Origin of the sequence: Pseudomonas sp. XWY-1, assembly GCF_002953115.1 — a bacterium.
Taxonomy (GTDB): Bacteria; Pseudomonadota; Gammaproteobacteria; order Pseudomonadales; family Pseudomonadaceae; genus Aquipseudomonas; species Aquipseudomonas alloputida.
On record NZ_CP026332.1, the window covers coordinates 837,833 to 855,563 of the forward strand.

The 17,731-nt window shown below is 60.3% G+C and carries 16 protein-coding genes and 2 pseudogenes; 12 read left to right on the forward strand and 6 right to left on the reverse strand.

Going from position 1 to position 17,731, the window contains the following annotated elements; all coding sequences use genetic code 11:
- Window positions 1-14: 14 nt before the first annotated feature.
- A complete protein-coding gene (locus PRJ_RS04065; protein WP_014755346.1) occupies window positions 15-317 on the reverse strand; it encodes a DUF3565 domain-containing protein in 303 nt (100 codons plus the stop codon).
- Here PRJ_RS04065 and PRJ_RS04070 point away from each other — a divergent pair.
- Both PRJ_RS04070 and PRJ_RS04075 read left to right on the forward strand, forming a co-directional pair.
- On the forward strand, window positions 316-801 hold the full coding sequence (locus PRJ_RS04070; protein ID WP_003247325.1) for a peptidylprolyl isomerase: 486 nt from the start codon (window positions 316-318) through the stop codon (window positions 799-801). The two genes, PRJ_RS04065 and PRJ_RS04070, sit on opposite strands and share 2 nt — an antisense overlap.
- A 145-nt stretch (window positions 802-946) precedes the next feature.
- Entirely contained in the window at window positions 947-1,429 is a 483-nt protein-coding gene (locus PRJ_RS04075; protein ID WP_004575870.1) for a glutathione peroxidase, read from the forward strand.
- Window positions 1,430-1,492: 63 nt separating this feature from the next.
- Here the strand turns inward: PRJ_RS04075 and PRJ_RS04080 are convergent, their stop codons facing one another.
- Window positions 1,493-2,683: a glycosyltransferase family 1 protein gene (locus PRJ_RS04080; protein ID WP_104960787.1), complete on the reverse strand. Its 1,191-nt coding sequence runs from the start codon at window positions 2,681-2,683 to the stop codon at window positions 1,493-1,495.
- Between the two features lie 307 nt (window positions 2,684-2,990).
- On the opposite strand from PRJ_RS04080, the pseudogene PRJ_RS30610 reads away from it, so the two are divergent.
- The 5 genes and pseudogenes from PRJ_RS30610 to PRJ_RS04100 form a co-directional block, all read left to right on the forward strand.
- Window positions 2,991-3,584: pseudogene (locus tag PRJ_RS30610) on the forward strand (PAS domain-containing protein); the annotation flags it as partial.
- Between the two features lie 180 nt (window positions 3,585-3,764).
- Window positions 3,765-4,178: pseudogene (locus PRJ_RS30615) on the forward strand (methyl-accepting chemotaxis protein); the annotation flags it as partial.
- A gap of 225 nt (window positions 4,179-4,403) precedes the next feature.
- On the forward strand, window positions 4,404-5,741 hold the full coding sequence (locus PRJ_RS04090; RefSeq protein WP_104960788.1) for a DUF6861 domain-containing protein: 1,338 nt from the start codon (window positions 4,404-4,406) through the stop codon (window positions 5,739-5,741).
- Between the two features lie 15 nt (window positions 5,742-5,756).
- The gene (locus PRJ_RS04095) at window positions 5,757-6,380 is read left to right on the forward strand and encodes a GAD-like domain-containing protein (protein WP_104960789.1); all 624 of its coding nucleotides are present in this window, start codon (window positions 5,757-5,759) and stop codon (window positions 6,378-6,380) included.
- A 342-nt stretch (window positions 6,381-6,722) separates the two neighbouring features.
- Window positions 6,723-7,340 (forward strand): GAD-like domain-containing protein, encoded by a 618-nt coding sequence (locus PRJ_RS04100; protein ID WP_104960790.1) that lies wholly within the window; start codon window positions 6,723-6,725, stop codon window positions 7,338-7,340.
- 44 nt (window positions 7,341-7,384) lie between these two features.
- Here the strand turns inward: PRJ_RS04100 and cysZ are convergent, their stop codons facing one another.
- Window positions 7,385-8,113, reverse strand: coding sequence for a sulfate transporter CysZ (cysZ, locus tag PRJ_RS04105; protein WP_021781720.1), 729 nt, complete (start codon window positions 8,111-8,113; stop codon window positions 7,385-7,387).
- Between the two features lie 330 nt (window positions 8,114-8,443).
- On the opposite strand from cysZ, the gene trxB reads away from it, so the two are divergent.
- Both trxB and PRJ_RS04115 read left to right on the forward strand, forming a co-directional pair.
- The gene (trxB, locus tag PRJ_RS04110; protein ID WP_003247318.1) at window positions 8,444-9,406 is read left to right on the forward strand and encodes a thioredoxin-disulfide reductase; all 963 of its coding nucleotides are present in this window, start codon (window positions 8,444-8,446) and stop codon (window positions 9,404-9,406) included.
- A 112-nt stretch (window positions 9,407-9,518) separates the two neighbouring features.
- Entirely contained in the window at window positions 9,519-10,829 is a 1,311-nt protein-coding gene (locus PRJ_RS04115) for an IS4 family transposase (RefSeq protein WP_104960600.1), read from the forward strand.
- Between the two features lie 92 nt (window positions 10,830-10,921).
- On the opposite strand, the gene nadC is transcribed toward PRJ_RS04115, so the two are convergent.
- Window positions 10,922-11,770, reverse strand: coding sequence for a carboxylating nicotinate-nucleotide diphosphorylase (gene nadC / locus PRJ_RS04120; RefSeq protein WP_064492563.1), 849 nt, complete (start codon window positions 11,768-11,770; stop codon window positions 10,922-10,924).
- 243 nt (window positions 11,771-12,013) lie between these two features.
- Here nadC and PRJ_RS04125 point away from each other — a divergent pair, with 243 nt between their 5' ends.
- The 3 genes from PRJ_RS04125 (at window position 12,014) to ampE (ending at window position 15,661) form a co-directional block, all read left to right on the forward strand.
- Window positions 12,014-14,173, forward strand: coding sequence for a DUF1631 domain-containing protein (locus tag PRJ_RS04125; protein WP_104960791.1), 2,160 nt, complete (start codon window positions 12,014-12,016; stop codon window positions 14,171-14,173).
- Window positions 14,174-14,261: 88 nt separating this feature from the next.
- Entirely contained in the window at window positions 14,262-14,834 is a 573-nt protein-coding gene (gene ampD / locus PRJ_RS04130; protein ID WP_010952025.1) for a 1,6-anhydro-N-acetylmuramyl-L-alanine amidase AmpD, read from the forward strand.
- A complete protein-coding gene (gene ampE, locus PRJ_RS04135) occupies window positions 14,831-15,661 on the forward strand; it encodes a regulatory signaling modulator protein AmpE (protein WP_010952026.1) in 831 nt (276 codons plus the stop codon). Before ampD ends, ampE begins: the two co-directional genes overlap by 4 nt.
- 44 nt (window positions 15,662-15,705) lie before the next feature.
- Here ampE and PRJ_RS04140 read toward each other — a convergent pair whose 3' ends face one another.
- Entirely contained in the window at window positions 15,706-16,482 is a 777-nt protein-coding gene (locus tag PRJ_RS04140; protein WP_104960792.1) for a TatD family hydrolase, read from the reverse strand.
- Between the two features lie 2 nt (window positions 16,483-16,484).
- On the reverse strand, window positions 16,485-17,480 hold the full coding sequence (cra, locus tag PRJ_RS04145) for a catabolite repressor/activator (protein WP_003247312.1): 996 nt from the start codon (window positions 17,478-17,480) through the stop codon (window positions 16,485-16,487).
- Window positions 17,481-17,731: the final 251 nt, after the last annotated feature.

Sequence of the window (17,731 nt, forward strand, 5' to 3'; positions counted from 1 at the left end):
AGCGGTGCAAGAAATTAACGGTCAAGGGTAGCGCTATCGGCCCCTTGTGCGCACCAGCCGCAAGCGAAAGGCTGGCCGATGTGCTGCGCACGTTGTGCCGGGTCAAGCACCCAGGGGCGTGCCTGCCACGGCGGCTGGTGGCGCAGGTGCTGGGTATGGCCGCACGAAAGTTCCACCACCCAGTGGCCTTCTTCGTCCTGATGAAAGCCGTTGATCCGACTGATGGGCCGTTGCTCGTCTGCACCACGTTCGCAATCGGACGATGGCAAGGTTACACTTGTCCGCTCTACATTCTTTTGCAAAAGGTCTTGCCCCATGCTGATCGCCGCCAACAAGGCTGTCTCCATCGACTATACCCTGACCAACGACGCCGGGGAGACCATCGACAGCTCCGCCGGTGGCGCGCCGCTGGTTTACCTGCACGGTGCCGGCAACATCATCCCGGGCCTGGAAAAAGCCCTGGAAGGCAAGCAGGCTGGTGACGAACTGAACGTTTCCATTGAACCTGAAGAGGCCTACGGCGAGTACCTGGCCGAACTGGTCAGCACCCTGAACCGTAGCCTGTTCGAAGGTGTCGACGAGCTGGAAGTGGGCATGCAGTTCCACGCTTCGGCGCCGGACGGCCAGATGCAGATCGTCACCATCCGCGACATCGACGGCGACGACGTCACCGTTGATGGCAACCACCCACTGGCCGGTCAGCGCCTGACCTTCCAGGTCAAGGTTGTGAACGTGCGTGACGCCAGCGACGAAGAAATCGCTCACCGTCACATCCACGGTGAAGGTGGCCATCACCACTGATTTTCTGCGCTAAGCTCAGAAAGTCGCCAGGCGCTCGGGCAAGCCGATTTGCCTTCCTACGGGAGGTGAACGGTTTGGACGAGCGCCTTTTTAGTGGGCGAAATTCGCCTGCACGGCAACCGGGAACCTGAGAGGGGATTTCATCATGAGTGCATTTCACGACCTGAAACTGGAAGCGCTGAACGGCGGAGAGCTGCCCCTCGCACCCTTCAAGGGCCAAGTGGTGCTGGTGGTCAACGTTGCCTCCAAATGTGGCCTGACGCCGCAATACAAGGCCCTGGAAAACCTCTACCAGATCTACAAGGACAAGGGCTTCAATGTGCTTGGCCTGCCGTGCAACCAGTTTGCCGGGCAGGAACCGGGTAGCGAAAAGGAAATCCAGGACTTCTGCAGCCTCAACTACGGGGTCAGTTTCCCGCTGGGGAGCAAGCTGGAGGTCAACGGGCCGCAGCGCCATTCGTTGTACCGCCTGCTGGCAGGGGAGGGGGCCGAGTTCCCCGGTGACATTACCTGGAATTTCGAGAAGTTTCTGGTGGGCAAGGATGGCCGGGTGCTGGCGCGTTTCTCGCCGCGCACGGCGCCGGATGACCCAGCGGTGGTGCAGGCCATCGAGAAAGCCCTGGCCTGAAGAGTGCCTGACGTGATGTTTTGGCACCTGTGAGATCGAGTGCCGCGCGGGCGGCGCTGGATCTCACAGGCGCTGCAAACATTGCGCAGAACGCCCAGCCGTAGCACCAGGTTGCCGGCATGCGCTGTTCAGATACCCCTCGAACTGTTCGACAATCGCCGGCCAGCCCTGGCGGCTGGCATGCTGTCGCGCATTCAGGCGCACCCTGCGCAAGGTCTCCACTTCTTCCAGCAACCAGCACGCTGCATCGACAAACGCCGCCTGGTCCCCCGGCATCGCCAGCGCGCCACTGTGGCCATGGCGAATATGCTGCGCGGCGGCCGCCTCGTCATAAGCAACTACCGCCAACCCTGAGGCCATGGCTTCGAGCACCACATTGCCGAAGGTCTCGGTCAGGCTCGGGAACAGGAACAGGTCGCCGCTGGCATAGTGCTCGGCCAGTCGTTCACCGCGCTGGGCGCCGCAAAACACGGCGTCCGGTATCTCTTGTTCGAGCTTGGTGCGCTGAGGCCCGTCGCCGACCATGATCAGGCGCAGGCGCTTTTGTGGATACGTCTTGCGTAACGCCTCGAAGCAAGGCCGTAGCAAGCCAAGGTTCTTTTCCGCCGCCAGCCGCCCGACATGCAGTACGGCGATGTCCTCCGGGCCTAGCCCCCAGCTTTCGCGCAGGGCCTGGCTGCGCCGGGCCGGATTGAACAGGCAGGCATCGACCCCTCGGGCCAGCAGCTCCAGGCGTTCGAAACCGCGACGCTCCAGCTCCAGGCGCTGGCTGGCACTTGGCACCAAGGTGATTGCCGTGCGCCGATGGAACCAGCGCAAGTAGTGAGTGAGCAGGCGCGCCAGCAGGCCCAGGCCGTACTGGCCGGAATACTGCGGGAAGTTGGTGTGGAAGCCACTGACCACCGCCACCCCCAGGCGTCGGGCCGCGCGCAGGGCGCTGAGCCCCAGCGGCCCCTCGGTGGCGATGTACAGTACATCCGGGCGCTGCCGGCGCCAGTGGCGCAACAGCTTGTGCATCGACACCTCGCCCCACTGCAAACCCGGGTAGCCAGGCAGCGCCCAGCCACGGCACAGCATTAGCTGCGGATCGTTGTGCACGTGCCCTTCGCCGGCCTGGCGCGGGCGCACCACCTCGACCTCATGGCCGCGTTGGCGCAACCCATCACTGAGGCGGCCAAGGGTGTTGGCCACGCCATTGATCTCGGGTGGGAAGGTTTCGCTGACCAGGGTAATGCGTAGGGCGGGTGTATTCATGACAAAAAGTTTCCGCCTGCCGGGTTGCGCTAATGTGACCGCCTTGTGACGTAAAGATGACGCCTGACTGCCGGCACTTTTGCCTTCATGAATATTTCCTCGCACAGCACTCAAGAAGGTGTAGCCGGCAGCCGATGAAGATGCATTCGACTACGTGATGCGCTCCAGGAGAGCGGTGATGTTCAACAACAAGCTCAAGCAAGAAATCCGGCAACTGCGCGAAGACCTGATGTCCATCGAACAGGTCAAGAGTAGTCTCGACAGCGAGATGCTGGTGCTGCAGCTCGACCCTCAGGGACGGATCGAGATGGTCAACGGCAACTTCGAGAGCGAGATGCTCTACCGTGCCGAACAACTGCTTGGACGCAATATCGAGGACATCGTCCCCGCCCACGTAAAGTCGCTGGACTTCTACCAGCGCATGAAAAGTGCGATCAGCCGTGGCGAACACCTGAACGGTGCGTTCCGTCTTCTGCGGGGCAATGGTCAGGAAGCCTGGCTGCGCTCGATCCTGCAGCCGGTGAAGAACAGCGAGGGGCGCATCAAGTACTTCACCCTGCATTCCAGCGACCTCACGCGAACCATCGAGACCTCACGCGAGCACGAAAGCCTGATCAAGGCCCTGATGCGCTCTACTGCGGTGATCGAGTTCGACCTCGACGGCATCATTCTCACTGCCAACGATCGTTTCCTGGCCACCGTCGGCTATCGCCTGGAGCAGATTCGCGGTAAGCACCACCGCATGTTCTGCGAACCGCAGGAGGTCAACTCGGCTGGCTACCAAGCGTTCTGGGACAGGCTGCGGCGTGGCGAATATGTTGCCGAGCGCTTCAAGCGCATCGATGCCCATGGCCGGGTGATCTGGCTGGAGGCCTCGTACAACCCGATCTTCGATGCCCACGATGTGCTGTACAAGGTGGTCAAGTTCGCCACCGTGATCACCGACCAGGTCAACCAGGAGCTGGCAGTGGCCGAGGCGGCAGATGTCGCCTACAACACCTCGCTGGGTACCGATGTCAGTGCTCGCAAGGCCACCGAAGTGGTCACCCAGACGGTCACCGTGATGCGTGGACTGGAGGCTTCGATGCAAGAGGCCGCCGACGGCATCCAGGCGCTGGATACCCAGTCGCGGGTGATCGGTTCGATCATCAAGACCATCAGCGACATTGCTGGGCAGACCAACCTGCTGGCCCTTAACGCGGCCATCGAAGCCGCCCGTGCCGGTGAGCAAGGGCGGGGCTTTGCCGTCGTTGCCGACGAAGTGCGCCAACTGGCCTCTCGCACCAGCACCGCCACCGAAGAAATCGCCCGGGTGGTACAGCAGAACGAACAACTGGCGCAGGCGGCGGTGGCGATCATCGACACCAGCAAGCGCCAGGCCGAACAGGGGCTGGCGCTGGCGGATGAGACGGGCAGCGTGATTGTCGAGATCCAGGACGGGGCTAAGCGGGTAGTGGACGTAGTGGGGCAGTTTTCCAGCCGGTTGAGTCTTTGATATGGCTTGGGGTTTGTAATGGCCATGGGATCGAGCTTCGCCTGCGCGGCGCTCGATCTCAAGAACGATAAAAATTTCCAGCCTTACCCACGGTAACAACTGAGCAGCTGAACTTCGCCGAGCATGCCGGAAACGAAGTCGCATTTTCCTACAACTGACTCAGAAACCTCCGATCCGAATCCATGATGGGATTTCCCCCTGCACACGTTGTCAGGGAGACACCTCATGTACCTGGATTACCTCGTGCCCTCCTGGCACGAGATCGAGTCACGTGTCATCGCCATGGTGGGCTACCAAAGCGGTGGCCAGTTCCGCACCAGCCTCAATGAAGAAGTCGCCTCGCTGGGCCTCAACCTGCGCCGGATTGAAGCAGTCCGCACAGCCTTCTACCACGCCGAATGGCAGGCGGCGCACATGCTACGCCAGCGCTTCGCCGACCTCGGCATCAACAGCATCGTCGACGAACTGCTGAGGGTCGTGCAGCAGATGGCGATGATCGTCATCGGCAGCACCGTTACCGGCGGCCTGCTTGGCGCGGGGGTAGGCGCATTCGCCGGCGGCGCCGGAACCATACCGTTCGCTGGCGCAGGCGCGGTCATGGGCCTCAAGGTCAGCGGCTGGATCCTTGGCGCGCTGGGGCTGGCTTCCATTGCCGAGTTCTTCATCGAGGGCTTGCCGCGGATCGGTGAGTACTACGTCGATGGCATCCGCTTCGCCTGGGAAGGCACCTGCGGCAATGAAGGCACCGGCCCGTTCTGCCGGGACGATCCGTATGCGATATCCCGGGCCACGCATCAGATTGCCCAAGGCCATGTGGAAGTCGTGGTGCTGTTGTTGGGGGCGATCGTGTCGTACCTCACCCGCGGGCGCGGCGATGCCCGAGTGCTGGCCCAGGAGATGGCGGCCAGCCGCAATGGCGCGCGGCTGGGGCAATGGATGCTCAAGCATGAAGAGGGGTTGAAGAAACGGCCGGATCTGCAGGTGCCGGAGCGGCGCAAGGGGGCGATGGGTGATCCGCAGCCCGTTAGCCCGAATCAGCCCAGGAAAGCGCCAACGAAGCCCCATCCGGGCACGATGGCATTGCATAACGTTGAATGTTTCAAAGCTGATAAAGTACCGGAATACAAAATAGGCGAATTCAAACGACAGTTGAATGGCCAGGAAGACGGGCTCAACTGGATGACCGTTGAAGAATTTTTGGAAAAAGTTGAAAACCCAAATCAGCGCAATAAAGGGCTCGCCCAGAGAGCGAGAAAAAAGGAGCAAGAATTTATCAAGGAAAAAATTGAAAAAGAGCTCAGGAAAACCATGGGCCCATTTGAAGCGCAACGGGTTGCAATAGAAAAAGCCAGAAACCGGATGTCAATTACAGCAGCACTGCACAATCCGGATCTCGTCGCCGGAGGTAGAGACGTCATATCGGACTTTGGGGACCGCCAGGTAAACTCAGTGATAGGCGCCCAATGGAAAACCAGGATACCCAACTTAAAGAAAGCGGCCGAAAGGGTATCCCTAGAGTCCAGAGGCTCAATCCGCATGAATGTCAAATTACATAAGTGCTAAGGTGAGAAGGTTGAAATGGATAAAGTATTTGCCAATTTGATTGAGAATTTCGGTCCGCCGATTGACCGCCGGGAAGTACCTGGCTCCACAATCGAAAGATACAGAGACAAGCTTCCTCCCAAGCTTTTGGAATATTGGTCCGAGCATGGGTGGGGGGGCTACGGTGAGGGCATATTCTGGCTAGTCAATCCGCAAGAATATGATGCCGTAGTTTCCTGCTGGATTGCAGGCACGGCACTTGCTTCGCACGACAGCTATCATTTGGTTGCAAGAAGTGCCTTCGGAGACTTGTACCTTTGGGGAGAAAAAACTGGATTTTCATTGGAAATAACAAGCGTTGGGTCTCAGTACATATTTTATCGAACTGAATTCACAAAGGAACAACTAAATACTGAGCTTCAAGGCTTTATTTTGTCAAGAGAAGTGGAGTCAATGGATTTCAATGGTCTCTTCAATCCCGCCAAGGAAAAACTGGGTAGACTTAAACATGACGAGATGTACGGCTTTTTCCCCGCGCTCATGCTGGGCGGGGCTGACTCCCTGCAACATCTTAAAAAAGTCAGCGCTGTTGAACACTTGATCTTTCTGGCGCAATTGACAGATCTTCAACCTTACTCCTTTTCCGAGCAGCCAGATTAATGCCGCAGTCAACCAGCACCGCCACCGAGGAAATCGCCCGGGTGATGGATGTAGTGGAACAGTTTTCCAGTCGGTTGAGTCTTTGATAATTTGTAATGGCCATGGGATCGAGTTTCGCCTGCGCGGCGCTCGATCTAAAGAACGATAAAAATCTCCAGCCTTACCCACGGTAACAACTGAACAGCTGAACTTCTAAGTTGCAGGAGAGAATTCAGAGAGATCTTGTGATAACTATGAATGCCATTGAAGCTAGAAAGCTCTCGGTGAAGCAGGCAAAGGAAACCCTGTCATCTCTAGCAGCTTTGCACAATCCATGAATGCTAGTCGCTTGAGGTTTTCGCCGTGGATGAGGTTTTTTCCCTGTTTGTAGAGCAAGTTGGTGAGCCGTTTTTTCGACAGGAGGTTCCTCCCTCAAGTCTGGATCGATACAGAAAGATCTTGCCGAACAAATTGTTAGCGTATTGGAGTGAGCACGGTTGGTGCGGGTATGGTGACGGGATATTTTGGACTGTCAATCCCCAGGAATATGAAGGGGTAACTGCCTCGCTTATCGAAGGCACAATATTGGAGAAGCGGGATAGATACCACCTGATCGCTCGCGGCGCATTTGGTGACCTGTATCTCTTTGGAGAGCAAACGGGTTTCTCAGTAAAGATTTTGGCTCATATTTCACGATACAGGGGCAGTGAATATGAGTTGACGGCGGCGGATATGGACAGGGAAGTGCAAGGTTTCTTCCTTGGCAAAGAGAAGGCGTCTGTTGACTTTGATGGTATGTTCGAGCCCGCAAAGAAGAAATTGGGCATGCTAAAGCATGATGAAATGTATGGGTTCGTTCCAGCCTTGGCATTCGGCGGGTCAAGCGACCTTGCTAACCTCGAGAAGGTTAAGGCAGTGGAACATCTAATACTGCTTTCTCAGATTGCCACCCTCGAACCCTACAGTTTCTCCGACTTCTAAAAAGCAATCCGCAAAAAGGGGCTGCCCTGCAGCCCCTCGCTCCTTCAGCTCCGCTCCCGCACCCAGAACAACGTAGCCCCGGCCACCGCCGCCGGCATCATCAGCACGTTCACGCCTGGAATCATCAGCGCCAGGTAGGTGATGCCGCCAAAGCCCAGGCTCTGCCAGCGCTTCTGGCGCAGCCAGGCGAGCATGTCCTGCCAGGTCATCTTGTTGTTGTCCGCCGGGTAGTCGATGTACTGGATGGCCATCATCCACACGCCGAAGATCAGCCACAGCGGCGCAGCCACCACGTTGACCACCGGGATCAGCGACAGGACGAACAGGCCGATGGCGCGTGGCAGGAAGTAGCCCAGCTTGCGCATTTCGCGGCTGAAGGTACGCGGTACCATGGCTGCCAGCTCGCCCCAGCTGAAGGCTGGGAAGGTGTCTTCGCCACGCACTACCACCTCGACCTTTTCCGCCAGAAAACCGTTGAACGGCGCGGCAATGATATTGGCCACCAAGGTGAAGGTGAAGAACACCATCAGCACCAGCAAGGCAACGAACAGCGGCCAGAGGATGTAGCTGAGGAAGCTCAGCCAGTCAGGCAGCGTGGGCATCAGAGCATCGAGCCACATGCCGAACTGGTGGCCGGCGAAGTAGATCAGGCCACCGAACAGCAACAGGTTGACCGCCAGTGGCAGCAGCACGAACAACCGTAGGTTGGGGCTCAGCACCAGTTTCAGGCCTTCGCGCAAGTATTGGGGGCCAGAGAGGACAGGGGCTTGCATCTAGATACTCCGCAGAGAAGGAAAACGCGCTGACCTTACCGAGTTTGCCGCGCCGACGAAAGGCACGCAGTGGACGGGAAACGGGATGTAACAAAAGCGTTCGGCGCGTGTTTATCGATGAAATCGCAGCATAGGCGATGCCTATGAGGTGGATTGTCTAAGGATATTTCCTTAATCTTTGCGACCTCGCTACAGTGCGCTCAACTTTTCGCTTTGCGGGCCTGCGCGTTTTAGCCTTCCCCAAGTGCTGCGTGGGTCCTTTTTAATTTCTTGGCTGGCGCAGCCGGTACACCGATGCCGGCCCTGCGGCCCGCTCGACAGGAGTTCGACATGTCTGAAGTACGTCATTCGCGCGTCATCATTCTCGGTTCCGGCCCTGCCGGTTACAGCGCTGCGGTGTATGCCGCCCGTGCCAACCTCAAGCCGCTGCTGATCACCGGCATGCAGGCTGGTGGCCAGCTGACCACCACCACCGAAGTCGACAACTGGCCGGGCGACCCCCACGGCCTGACCGGCCCGGCTCTGATGCAGCGTATGCAAGAGCACGCCGAGCGTTTTGAAACCGAAATCGTCTTCGACCACATCAACGCTGTCGACCTGGCCAACAAGCCATTCACCCTGCAGGGTGACAGCGGCAAGTACACCTGTGATGCGCTGATCATCGCCACTGGCGCCAGCGCTCGCTACCTGGGCCTGCCGTCGGAAGAAACCTTCATGGGCAAGGGTGTTTCGGCCTGTGCCACCTGTGACGGTTTCTTCTACCGCAACAAGCCGGTCGCCGTGGTCGGTGGTGGTAACACTGCCGTGGAAGAGGCACTGTACCTGGCCAACATCGCCAGCAAAGTGACCCTGGTACACCGTCGCGAAACCTTCCGCGCCGAGAAGATCCTGGTCGACAAGCTGAACGCCCGTGTGGCCGAAGGCAAGATCGAGCTCAAGCTCAACGCCACCCTGGACGAAGTGCTGGGTGACAACATGGGCGTAACCGGTGCACGCCTGAAGAACAACGACGGCAGCAGCGACGAAATCAAGGTCGACGGCGTGTTCATCGCCATTGGCCACACCCCGAACACTTCGCTGTTCGAAGGCCAGCTGACCCTGAAAGACGGCTACCTGGTAGTCAATGGCGGCCGCGAAGGCAACGCCACCGCTACCAACGTCGAGGGTGTGTTTGCCGCTGGCGACGTGGCTGACCACGTTTACCGCCAGGCCATTACTTCGGCCGGTGCGGGTTGCATGGCAGCGCTGGATGTCGAGCGCTACCTGGACGGTTTGGCCAACGCCTCGTTCTGATCTGAGAAAAAGGGGGGCAAAGCGCCTAATGCCAGTCAGTTAAGACTGACGCATTGACCTTTAGCCCATAGGCCGCAAAATCCGATGCTTGGAAACGAGCATCGGATTTTTTATGCGCCTGTCAAAAGCCCTGTCCCTCACTCATGAAATGGCATCGCGGCCACATGCCCTCGAAGGGCTTGGAGCCTTGCTTGATCCAGACATTGTGAAACAGGCCTTCGAAACGGCAGGTGTCTCGACTATACGTAAGCGCCGGTTGCCGTTGGAAAGCCTGGTCTGGTGCATCATCGGCATGGCGTTGTTCCGCCGGATGTCGGCTTGGGATGTCGTGAATCACATGGACATCATGCTGCCGGGCAAGCGACCGCTGGTGGCGCCCAGCGCTGTTGTTCAGGGACGGCAACGGCTGGGTAGCGAAGCGGTTCGCGAGGTGTTTTCGCTCACCCAGCAGCGATGGCATGCAGAAGTCCAACACCCTCAATGGTTGGGGTTAACACTTTTGGGTGTGGATGGCGTCGTCTGGAATACCCCCGACACCGCAGAAAATCGGGCGTGCTACGGCGGCGCGACCAATCAGCATGGCGATGGCAGTTACCCTCAAGTCCGAATGGTCTGCCAGATGGAACTGACTAGCCATCTGCTGATAAGCAGTACTTTCGAGAGCTATCACAGTAGCGAAATGAAGCTGGCCGAACAGTTGATCGCTACCACGCCTGATCACTCGCTGACCCTGTTCGATAAAGGTTTCTACTCGTTGGGTTTGCTGCATCACTGGCAATCACAAGGCGAGCAGCGTCATTGGCTTATTCCTTTGAAGAAGGGTAGCCAGTACGAAGTCGAGCACAAGCTTGGGCGCAACGATGCCGTAGTCATTCTGCGCACCTCGCCACAAGCCCGTAAGCAATGGCCCGGCCTGCCGCTGGAGACTCGAGCACGGCTGTTAAGCAAGACGATTAAAGGCAAGGTGGTGAGCGTACTGACCTCAATGGTCGATCCGCTGCGTTTCCCGGGTGATGAGATCGTCGACCTTTACAGTCAGCGTTGGGAAATCGAACTGGGATATCGAGAGATCAAGCAAGGGCTTTTAGGTGGTGAATATACGCTGAGAAGCAAGACGCCGGAGATGATTGCGCAAGAGCTATGGGGCGTACTGCTGGGCTACAACCTGTTGCGTTATCAGATGGTGCAAATGTCTCGACAGTGCCCTGGTGTGTACCCATGCGAGATGAGTTTTACTGCCTGTAGCTGGGCAATACTGGGCTTGCTGCATGGCACATCCTTGAACCACCCCGGAAATTTGCCGGGATTTTTGTCGGATCTGCAGGCTTCGGCGGCACAATATGTCTTGCCACATCGACGGCCTGACCGATGGTTTCCGCGAACGGTGAAGCAACGTCCAGCGAAGTACCCCACCCGAAAATGAAAAATGCCAGTCAGCTTAACTGACTGGCATTAGGCAAAGCGCCCCCAATAAAAAACCGGCCAAGCGCCGGTTTTTTATTGCCTGCAATCAGCTCACAGGCTCAGTCGCATCGACAGGTCCACCGCTTTCACATCCTTGGTCATGGCACCAATCGAGATGTAGTCCACCCCTGTTTCGGCGATCACCCGCAGGGTCGTTTCGTTGACCCCGCCGCTGGCTTCAAGTTTGGCTTTGCCCGCGGTAATGCGCACGGCTTCGCGCATTTCGTCCAGGTTCAGCTCGTCGAGCATGATGATGTCCGCGCCAGCGGCCAGCGCCTGGCGCAGTTCGTCCAGGCTTTCGACCTCGATTTCCACCGGCTTGCCCGGCGCAATGCGGTGCGCTGCGGCCACAGCCTCGGCTACGCCGCCGCTGGCGGCGATGTGGTTTTCCTTGATCAGGAAGGCGTCGTACAGGCCTATGCGGTGGTTGTCGCACCCACCGCAGGTCACTGCGTATTTTTGCGCCAGGCGCAGGCCCGGCAGGGTTTTGCGGGTGTCCAGCAGGCGCACCTGGGTGCCGGCTACCAGGTCGGCGAGAAAGCGCGCACGGGTGGCGACCCCTGACAGCAGCTGCAGGAAGTTCAGTGCGCTGCGCTCCCCACTGAGCAGCGAACGGGCCGGGCCTTCCAGGTGGAACAACGGCTGATTGGCAGTGGCCTGCTCACCGTCGGCCACCTGCCAGTGCACTGCAACGCGCGGGTCGAGCTGGCGGAATACGGCATCGACCCAGGCGGTACCGGCGACTACGCAGTTTTCACGGGTGATGATGGTCGCCTTGGCCAGGCGCTCGGCCGGGATCAGTTGCGCGGTGATATCGCCACTGCCGATGTCCTCCAACAGCGCGCGGCGCACGTTGGCTTCAATTTCAGCGGTCAGGTCGGCAAGGCGTAGGTTCGGCATGGTCGGCTCCACAAGCTAGGTGCCCGCGATTATAGGGCAGGGGGCCGGTGTGTACAGCAGCCTTGGCGCTGACCTTTGGTCGGGCGTCGTGAGTAATCGGAGCAGATCAGGGTCATTAGCCAGCCAGCGAAACGGCGCTGGTAGCTATGTGATTTTTTACCGATAATGGCGACTAGTATTTGGCGTCATAGCTTTGACGATTTTTCAGCCCTTTCGGGCAAGACACCCTGCAAGGAGTCCAGGATGCAAAAAGAAGGCAAGGTGGTGCCCTTGGCGGCAACCATCGACCGAGGGGGGCGTACGCCTCATCCTTGCCTTCCGGTCTTGTTGCTGCAGGTGCGCGACAAGGCAGCGTTGCAGTTGCGTCAGGGCCTGCAGGACTTGTTCGACAATGCCGATGACACGCTCTTCGAAATGGCCGACAAGGCCTTCGACCGCGGTGACCAGAACCTGTACTTCGAAGCCATGCGTGACCTGCGCCTGAAGCGCAAGAGCATCGAGCGTGGTTTTCTGGATACGTTCCATGATGCTTTCCTCCGCGCCGGCCAGGTCGACTTGCTGGCAAACCTGGCCCAGCCGGGCAAGCCGCGCAGCAAGGCTCAAATGGAACGGGCCGCCGCCATCGAGGGCATGGTGGCGCGGGTGCTGTCACGCGATGGCGTTGCCCTGCAGCAACTGGGTCTGCGCCTGCAGGCATTGCTCGACCGCCCCCTGTACGAGCAGCACAACCCATTGGGGCCAGCCGCGCTGTGTCGTTACTTTCTCGACGCCGGGCGTAATCTGGGCGTTGGCCTGCGGGTCAAGCTGGTGCTGCTGAAGCTGTTCGAGCGTTATGTTCTGCGCGATGTCGATGTGATCTATGGCGAAGCCAACCAGTTGCTGGCCGCTGCCGGCGTGCTGCCCGAGCTGCAACCGGCGCCGCGCCGGCGTGCCGAAGACCGGCGCATGCGTGCGCGGCCCAGGCCGGCGAACCTTGGCCAGGAGGAGGGGGCGGACGCCGCAGGGCAGGCGTTGTTTGCCTCGTTGCAGGCACTGCTGGCGCCGGTGCGCGGGCAGTTCGCTCCGCGCTTGCAAGCGGTGGCTGCCGCCCAGCCGATCAGTACCGCCGACCTGCTCCGGCTGCTGTCGCATTTGCAGCGCTATGTGCCCGCCACGTACGAGGCCGATGACTTCGAGCTCGGCCAGCAGCTTGAGCAGCTGCTGTTGCGGGTCAGCGTGCGCAGCGGTACGCGTCGGCGCCTTCACGTGGCTGACGAAGACATGATCAACCTGGTTGGCCTGCTGTTCGCGTTCATCCACAACGATGACAACCTGCCGGCCAGCCTGCGGGCGCTGATTGCGCGCCTTCATATTCCCCTGCTCAAGGTGGCATTACTGGACAAGGGGCTGTTCAGCCGGAGTAGCCACCCGGCGCGCCGTTTGCTCAACGAAATCGCCGGCGCCGCGATTGGCTGGGAGTGCGGCAGCGAGTGCCAGCGTGACAGCTTGCACATGCGGGTAGAGCGTATCGTCCAGCGCTTGCTCAATGATTTTGCCGACGATGCCAGCCTGTTCGCCGAGCTGCTCGACGACTTCCTGGCATTCAATCAGGACGAACGGCGACGTAACGAGTTGCTGGAGCAACGCACTCGCGACGCCGAAGAAGGCCGTGCCCGGGCAATGCGGGCCAGGCAGCAGGTGCAGCACGTGCTCAACCAGCGCCTGCGCGGCCGGGTATTGCCGCAGGTGGTGGTGCAAATGCTGGTGCAGGCCTGGAGCCAGGTACTGCTGTTGGCTTGGCTGAAACAGGGCGAGGCCTCACAGGCCTGGCGCGACGCAGTGCAGACGATGGACATGCTGCTGGCCAGCATCACGCCGCCACATGAGCCGCAAGCCTTGCTGCAGCAGGTGCCAGGCCTGCTCAAGGCGCTGCGCGATGGCCTGGCCAGCATAGCCCTGGACGCGGTGGCGACCCGCGAGTTCTTCCTGCAACTGGAACAGTTGCACCTGCGCGCCTGCGCAGGTAATGAAGCGCTGCCGAGCGGGGAGGGCCAACCCTTGGGCGATGTGCGGGTGGCCCAAGAGATTGTGCTGACGATTGCCGAAGAACCCGCCTGCGTGCCCCTGCACGCTGCCGACGGGCAGGCTGCAGCGCTGCGCCAGGCGCAACGCCTGCGTATCGGCACCTGGGTCGAGGTTCTCGACGAGGATGAGCCACTGCGCTGCAAGCTGGTCGCGCGCATCGACAGCAGTGACAGGCTGGTTTTCGCCAACCGCACCGGCATGAAAGTGCGCGAGTGGAGCAGTGCCAGCCTGGCCCAGGCACTGCAGCGGCACGAAGTGCGCGTGCTGGATGATCGCCTGTTGTTCGAACGGGCGCTGGAGGCGGTACTTGAAAGCTTGCGGCAAGGGCAGGCGCAATAGGCCGACGCATTACAATCATTCACATGCACACGGCGTTGGCCGCAGGGCATACTGTGGGCATGTTCACGGCGTTTTTCAGGATCTGCCCATGCAATTGGACTATGCCACTGGCTGGTTCCACGGAATCGGAATCACCCACTGCCCCTCGCCGAACTTCAATGCGCGCCCCGAAGGCGAATCGATTTCCCTGCTGGTGATCCACAACATCAGCCTGCCCCCGGCCTGTTTCGGCACGGGCAAGGTGCAGCAATTCTTCCAGAACCGCCTGGCCCCTGATGAACACCCGTATTTTGCCAGCATCAACCACCTGACCGTGTCGGCGCACCTGTTCGTCGAGCGTGACGGCGCGGTGACGCAGTTCGTGTCGTTGCATGACCGTGCCTGGCATGCGGGTGTGTCGAGCTTTGACGGGCGCGAAGGCTGTAACGACTTTTCCATCGGCATCGAACTGGAAGGCACCGACGACCTGCCCTATACCGATGCCCAGTATGCGGTGCTGGAACAACTCACCCGGCACATCCGCAGTGCCTGGCCAGCCATCGACCTGAACCGCATTCAGGGCCACAGCGACATTGCCCCGCAGCGCAAGACCGACCCCGGCCCGGCCTTCGACTGGTCGCGCTACCGCCAGGCGCTGCAGCACAACGAGGACAAGGCATGAGTTTTCTGGTGTTGTTGCTGGCGCTGTGGGTCGAGAAGTTTTCGGCCCTGCGCCATCAGGTGCAGCGCGACGGGTTCTTTATTGGCGAACTGGTGCGTCTGGAACGCAACGGCAAGGTGCACCCATGGTGGACGTTGGCCATCCTGGTGTTGGCGCCGGTAGCGCTGCTGGTGTTGCTGCTGCATGTGCTGGAGCCGGTGGCCTATGGTCTGCTGGCGTTGCCGGTGCACCTGCTGGTGCTGATCTACAGCCTGGGCCGCGGCGATGCCAAGGCATCGCTGGGGGCGTTTCGTGATGCCTGGCGGCGGGGGGACGATCAGGCGGCGCTGCACGCGGCCGAGCGCGACCTGGGCCTGGTGGCCGATGAACCGCACAGCTTGCTGGTGCGGGTGCAGGGTAACTTGCTGTGGCAGGTGTACCAGGGCTTTTTTGCGGTGATCTTCTGGTATTTCGTACTGGGCCCTGGCGCTGCGCTGGCTTATCGATTGTTGGCGCTGTGTAGTGAGCACAGCAAGCAGCCGGCTTTGAAGGCGCGTGCCGAGCAGTTGCGGCACATCATGGACTGGTTGCCGGTGCGGGCGCTGGCGTTGAGCTTTGCCCTGGTGGGCAACTTCCTCGCGGTGACACGGGTGATGCTGCACGAGGTGCTCAACTGGCACATCAGCGCCGGGCACCTGGTGGCTCGGGTGGGGCGGATTGCCGATGACATTCCCGAGGAAGAGGACAGCCAGCGCGGGTTGGGGCGGCTGGACAGCCTGTGGGAATTGCTGTTGCGCTGTGCAGTGCTGTGGTATGCCGGGTTTGCGCTGTGGACCGTGCTGGTCTGATTCCGGGCCAATCGCATCCCGCCGGAATCCCGTTCACCCGAGTTTCACCAGCCAAACAACGTGCAAGCATTACGGGTGCTGGCCTGTGCCAGCACCTCGACATCCTGCCCCATTACGTGCGCCAGCGCCGCTGCAATTTCCGGCAGGTGCTCCGGGCTGTTGCGTACCCCTGGGTACATCGCCGGTGCCATGTCCGGTGAGTCAGTCTCCAGCACCACACTGTCCAGTGGCAGCCGCGCCAAGGCCTTGCGCAGCCGCAGCGCCTGCGGCCAGGTACCCGCACCGCCCAACCCCAGCAGGAACCCCAGCTTGATGTACTCGCGGGCCTCTTCGTAGCTGCCGGCAAACGCATGAATCACCCCCGCCCGCGCTGGCTTGTAGCGCTTGAGTGTGGCAATCACCTGGGCATGGCTGCGGCGCACGTGCAGCAGGGCCGGTAGTTCGAAGTCGCAAGCCATCTGCAGTTGCGCTTCGAACAGCGCCTGCTGGCGGGTCTTGTCAAGGTCTGCGAGGTAATAGTCCAGGCCGAACTCACCTACGGCACATAGCCGCGGGTTGTCGCGCAGGCGCTCCAGCCACTCGCGCAGTTGCACCAGGTGCTCAGGGCGATGCTGGTCGAGGTAGACCGGGTGCAGGCCAAGCGCGGCGAACAGGCGCGGCTCGGCGCAGGCCAGTTCCCACACCCGCTGGAAATTCGCCTGGTACACCCCCAGCACCACCATTCGCTCCAGCCCACGCGCCGCCGCGTTGGCCAGCAGGCGCGGGCGGTCGGCGTCGAAGTCGGGGAAGTCCAGGTGGGTGTGGGTGTCGATCAGGCGCATGTTCAGGCCGCTGAGATGCGTTGCTTGAAGGTGCGGCCAACGGCGTGCACGCCGGGTTCATAGCGTTTTTCCTCGATGGCGGCCAGTGCCAGTTCAAGCGCAGTGGCGGCAATCTGGCCATGCTGCTGGGCCATGGCATTGACCGGCAGCGGCAGGAAGTCGAGCAACTGGTTGTCGCCAAAGGTACCCAGCTGCAGTTGGCGCGAGTCGACCGGGCGCGCCTGGAGGGTGTCGAACACGCCCTGCAACAGTACGTACGAAGTGGTCACCAGAGCATCCGGCAGGCCACCCAAGTCGTCGATCAGTTGCTGCATCAGGCGTTGGCCGCACTCACGGCTGAAGGCTTCGCCCTGATAGCGGCGCACTTCGCCAGTATAGCCTTGCAGGGCTTCGTCGAATCCGCCGGCACGCGCCTGGCTAACCGACAGCTCGGGGCGTGCGCCTATCAGGGCGATGCTGCGTGGGGCCGAGCTGAGCAGGCTGGCGGCCAGCTGGCGGCTGGCATCGCGGTCGTCGCTGATCACCGAGCAGAAGTGTGCGGGGTCCAGACGGCGGTCGATGGCAATCACCGGCAGGCCTTTGTCCTGCAGCTCGCGGTAGCTGTCATCTTCTGGCGGCAGGCAACTGGCAACAAACAGCGCATCGCATCGGCGCGCACGGAACAGTTGCTGCAGTTGGCGCTCGCTGTCTGGCTGGTCATCGCTGCTGGCGATCAGCAGCTGGTAGCCGCGGGCGCGTGCGCCTTGCTCCAGTTGCTTGGCAATGCGGGCGTAGCTGGGGTTCTCCAGATCCGGGAGAATGAAGCCCAGGGTGCGGGTATGCCGGCTGCGCAGCCCAGCAGCCTGCGGGTTGGGGGTGAAGCCGTGGGCTTCGACCACCGCGCGTACCCGCTCGACAGTACTGTTACTGATGCGCTGCTGTTCAGCCTTGCCATTGATGACGTAGCTGGCAGTGGTCACGGACACACCGGCCAGACGGGCGATATCGCTGAGTTTCACCGAATTTTCCTTGTTATTTCCGGGGCTGCCTGTAAGGCCAGACCGGGTAGTTTGACCCGGTACAGGCATCACGCGCAGACGACCATTGTCGCAATTGTCCGACAGGATGGGGCTTTTTACTGGGCAGATTATCGAGTAACGTGGCCGTCTGGTCAGATTAAACGTTTCAGCTGCCGAATTTTCTGCCTCGGCTGCCACCTGCGCAAGGCTGCTGAACTGGCCCTTTATGTGAATTTCACAACAATACTCCA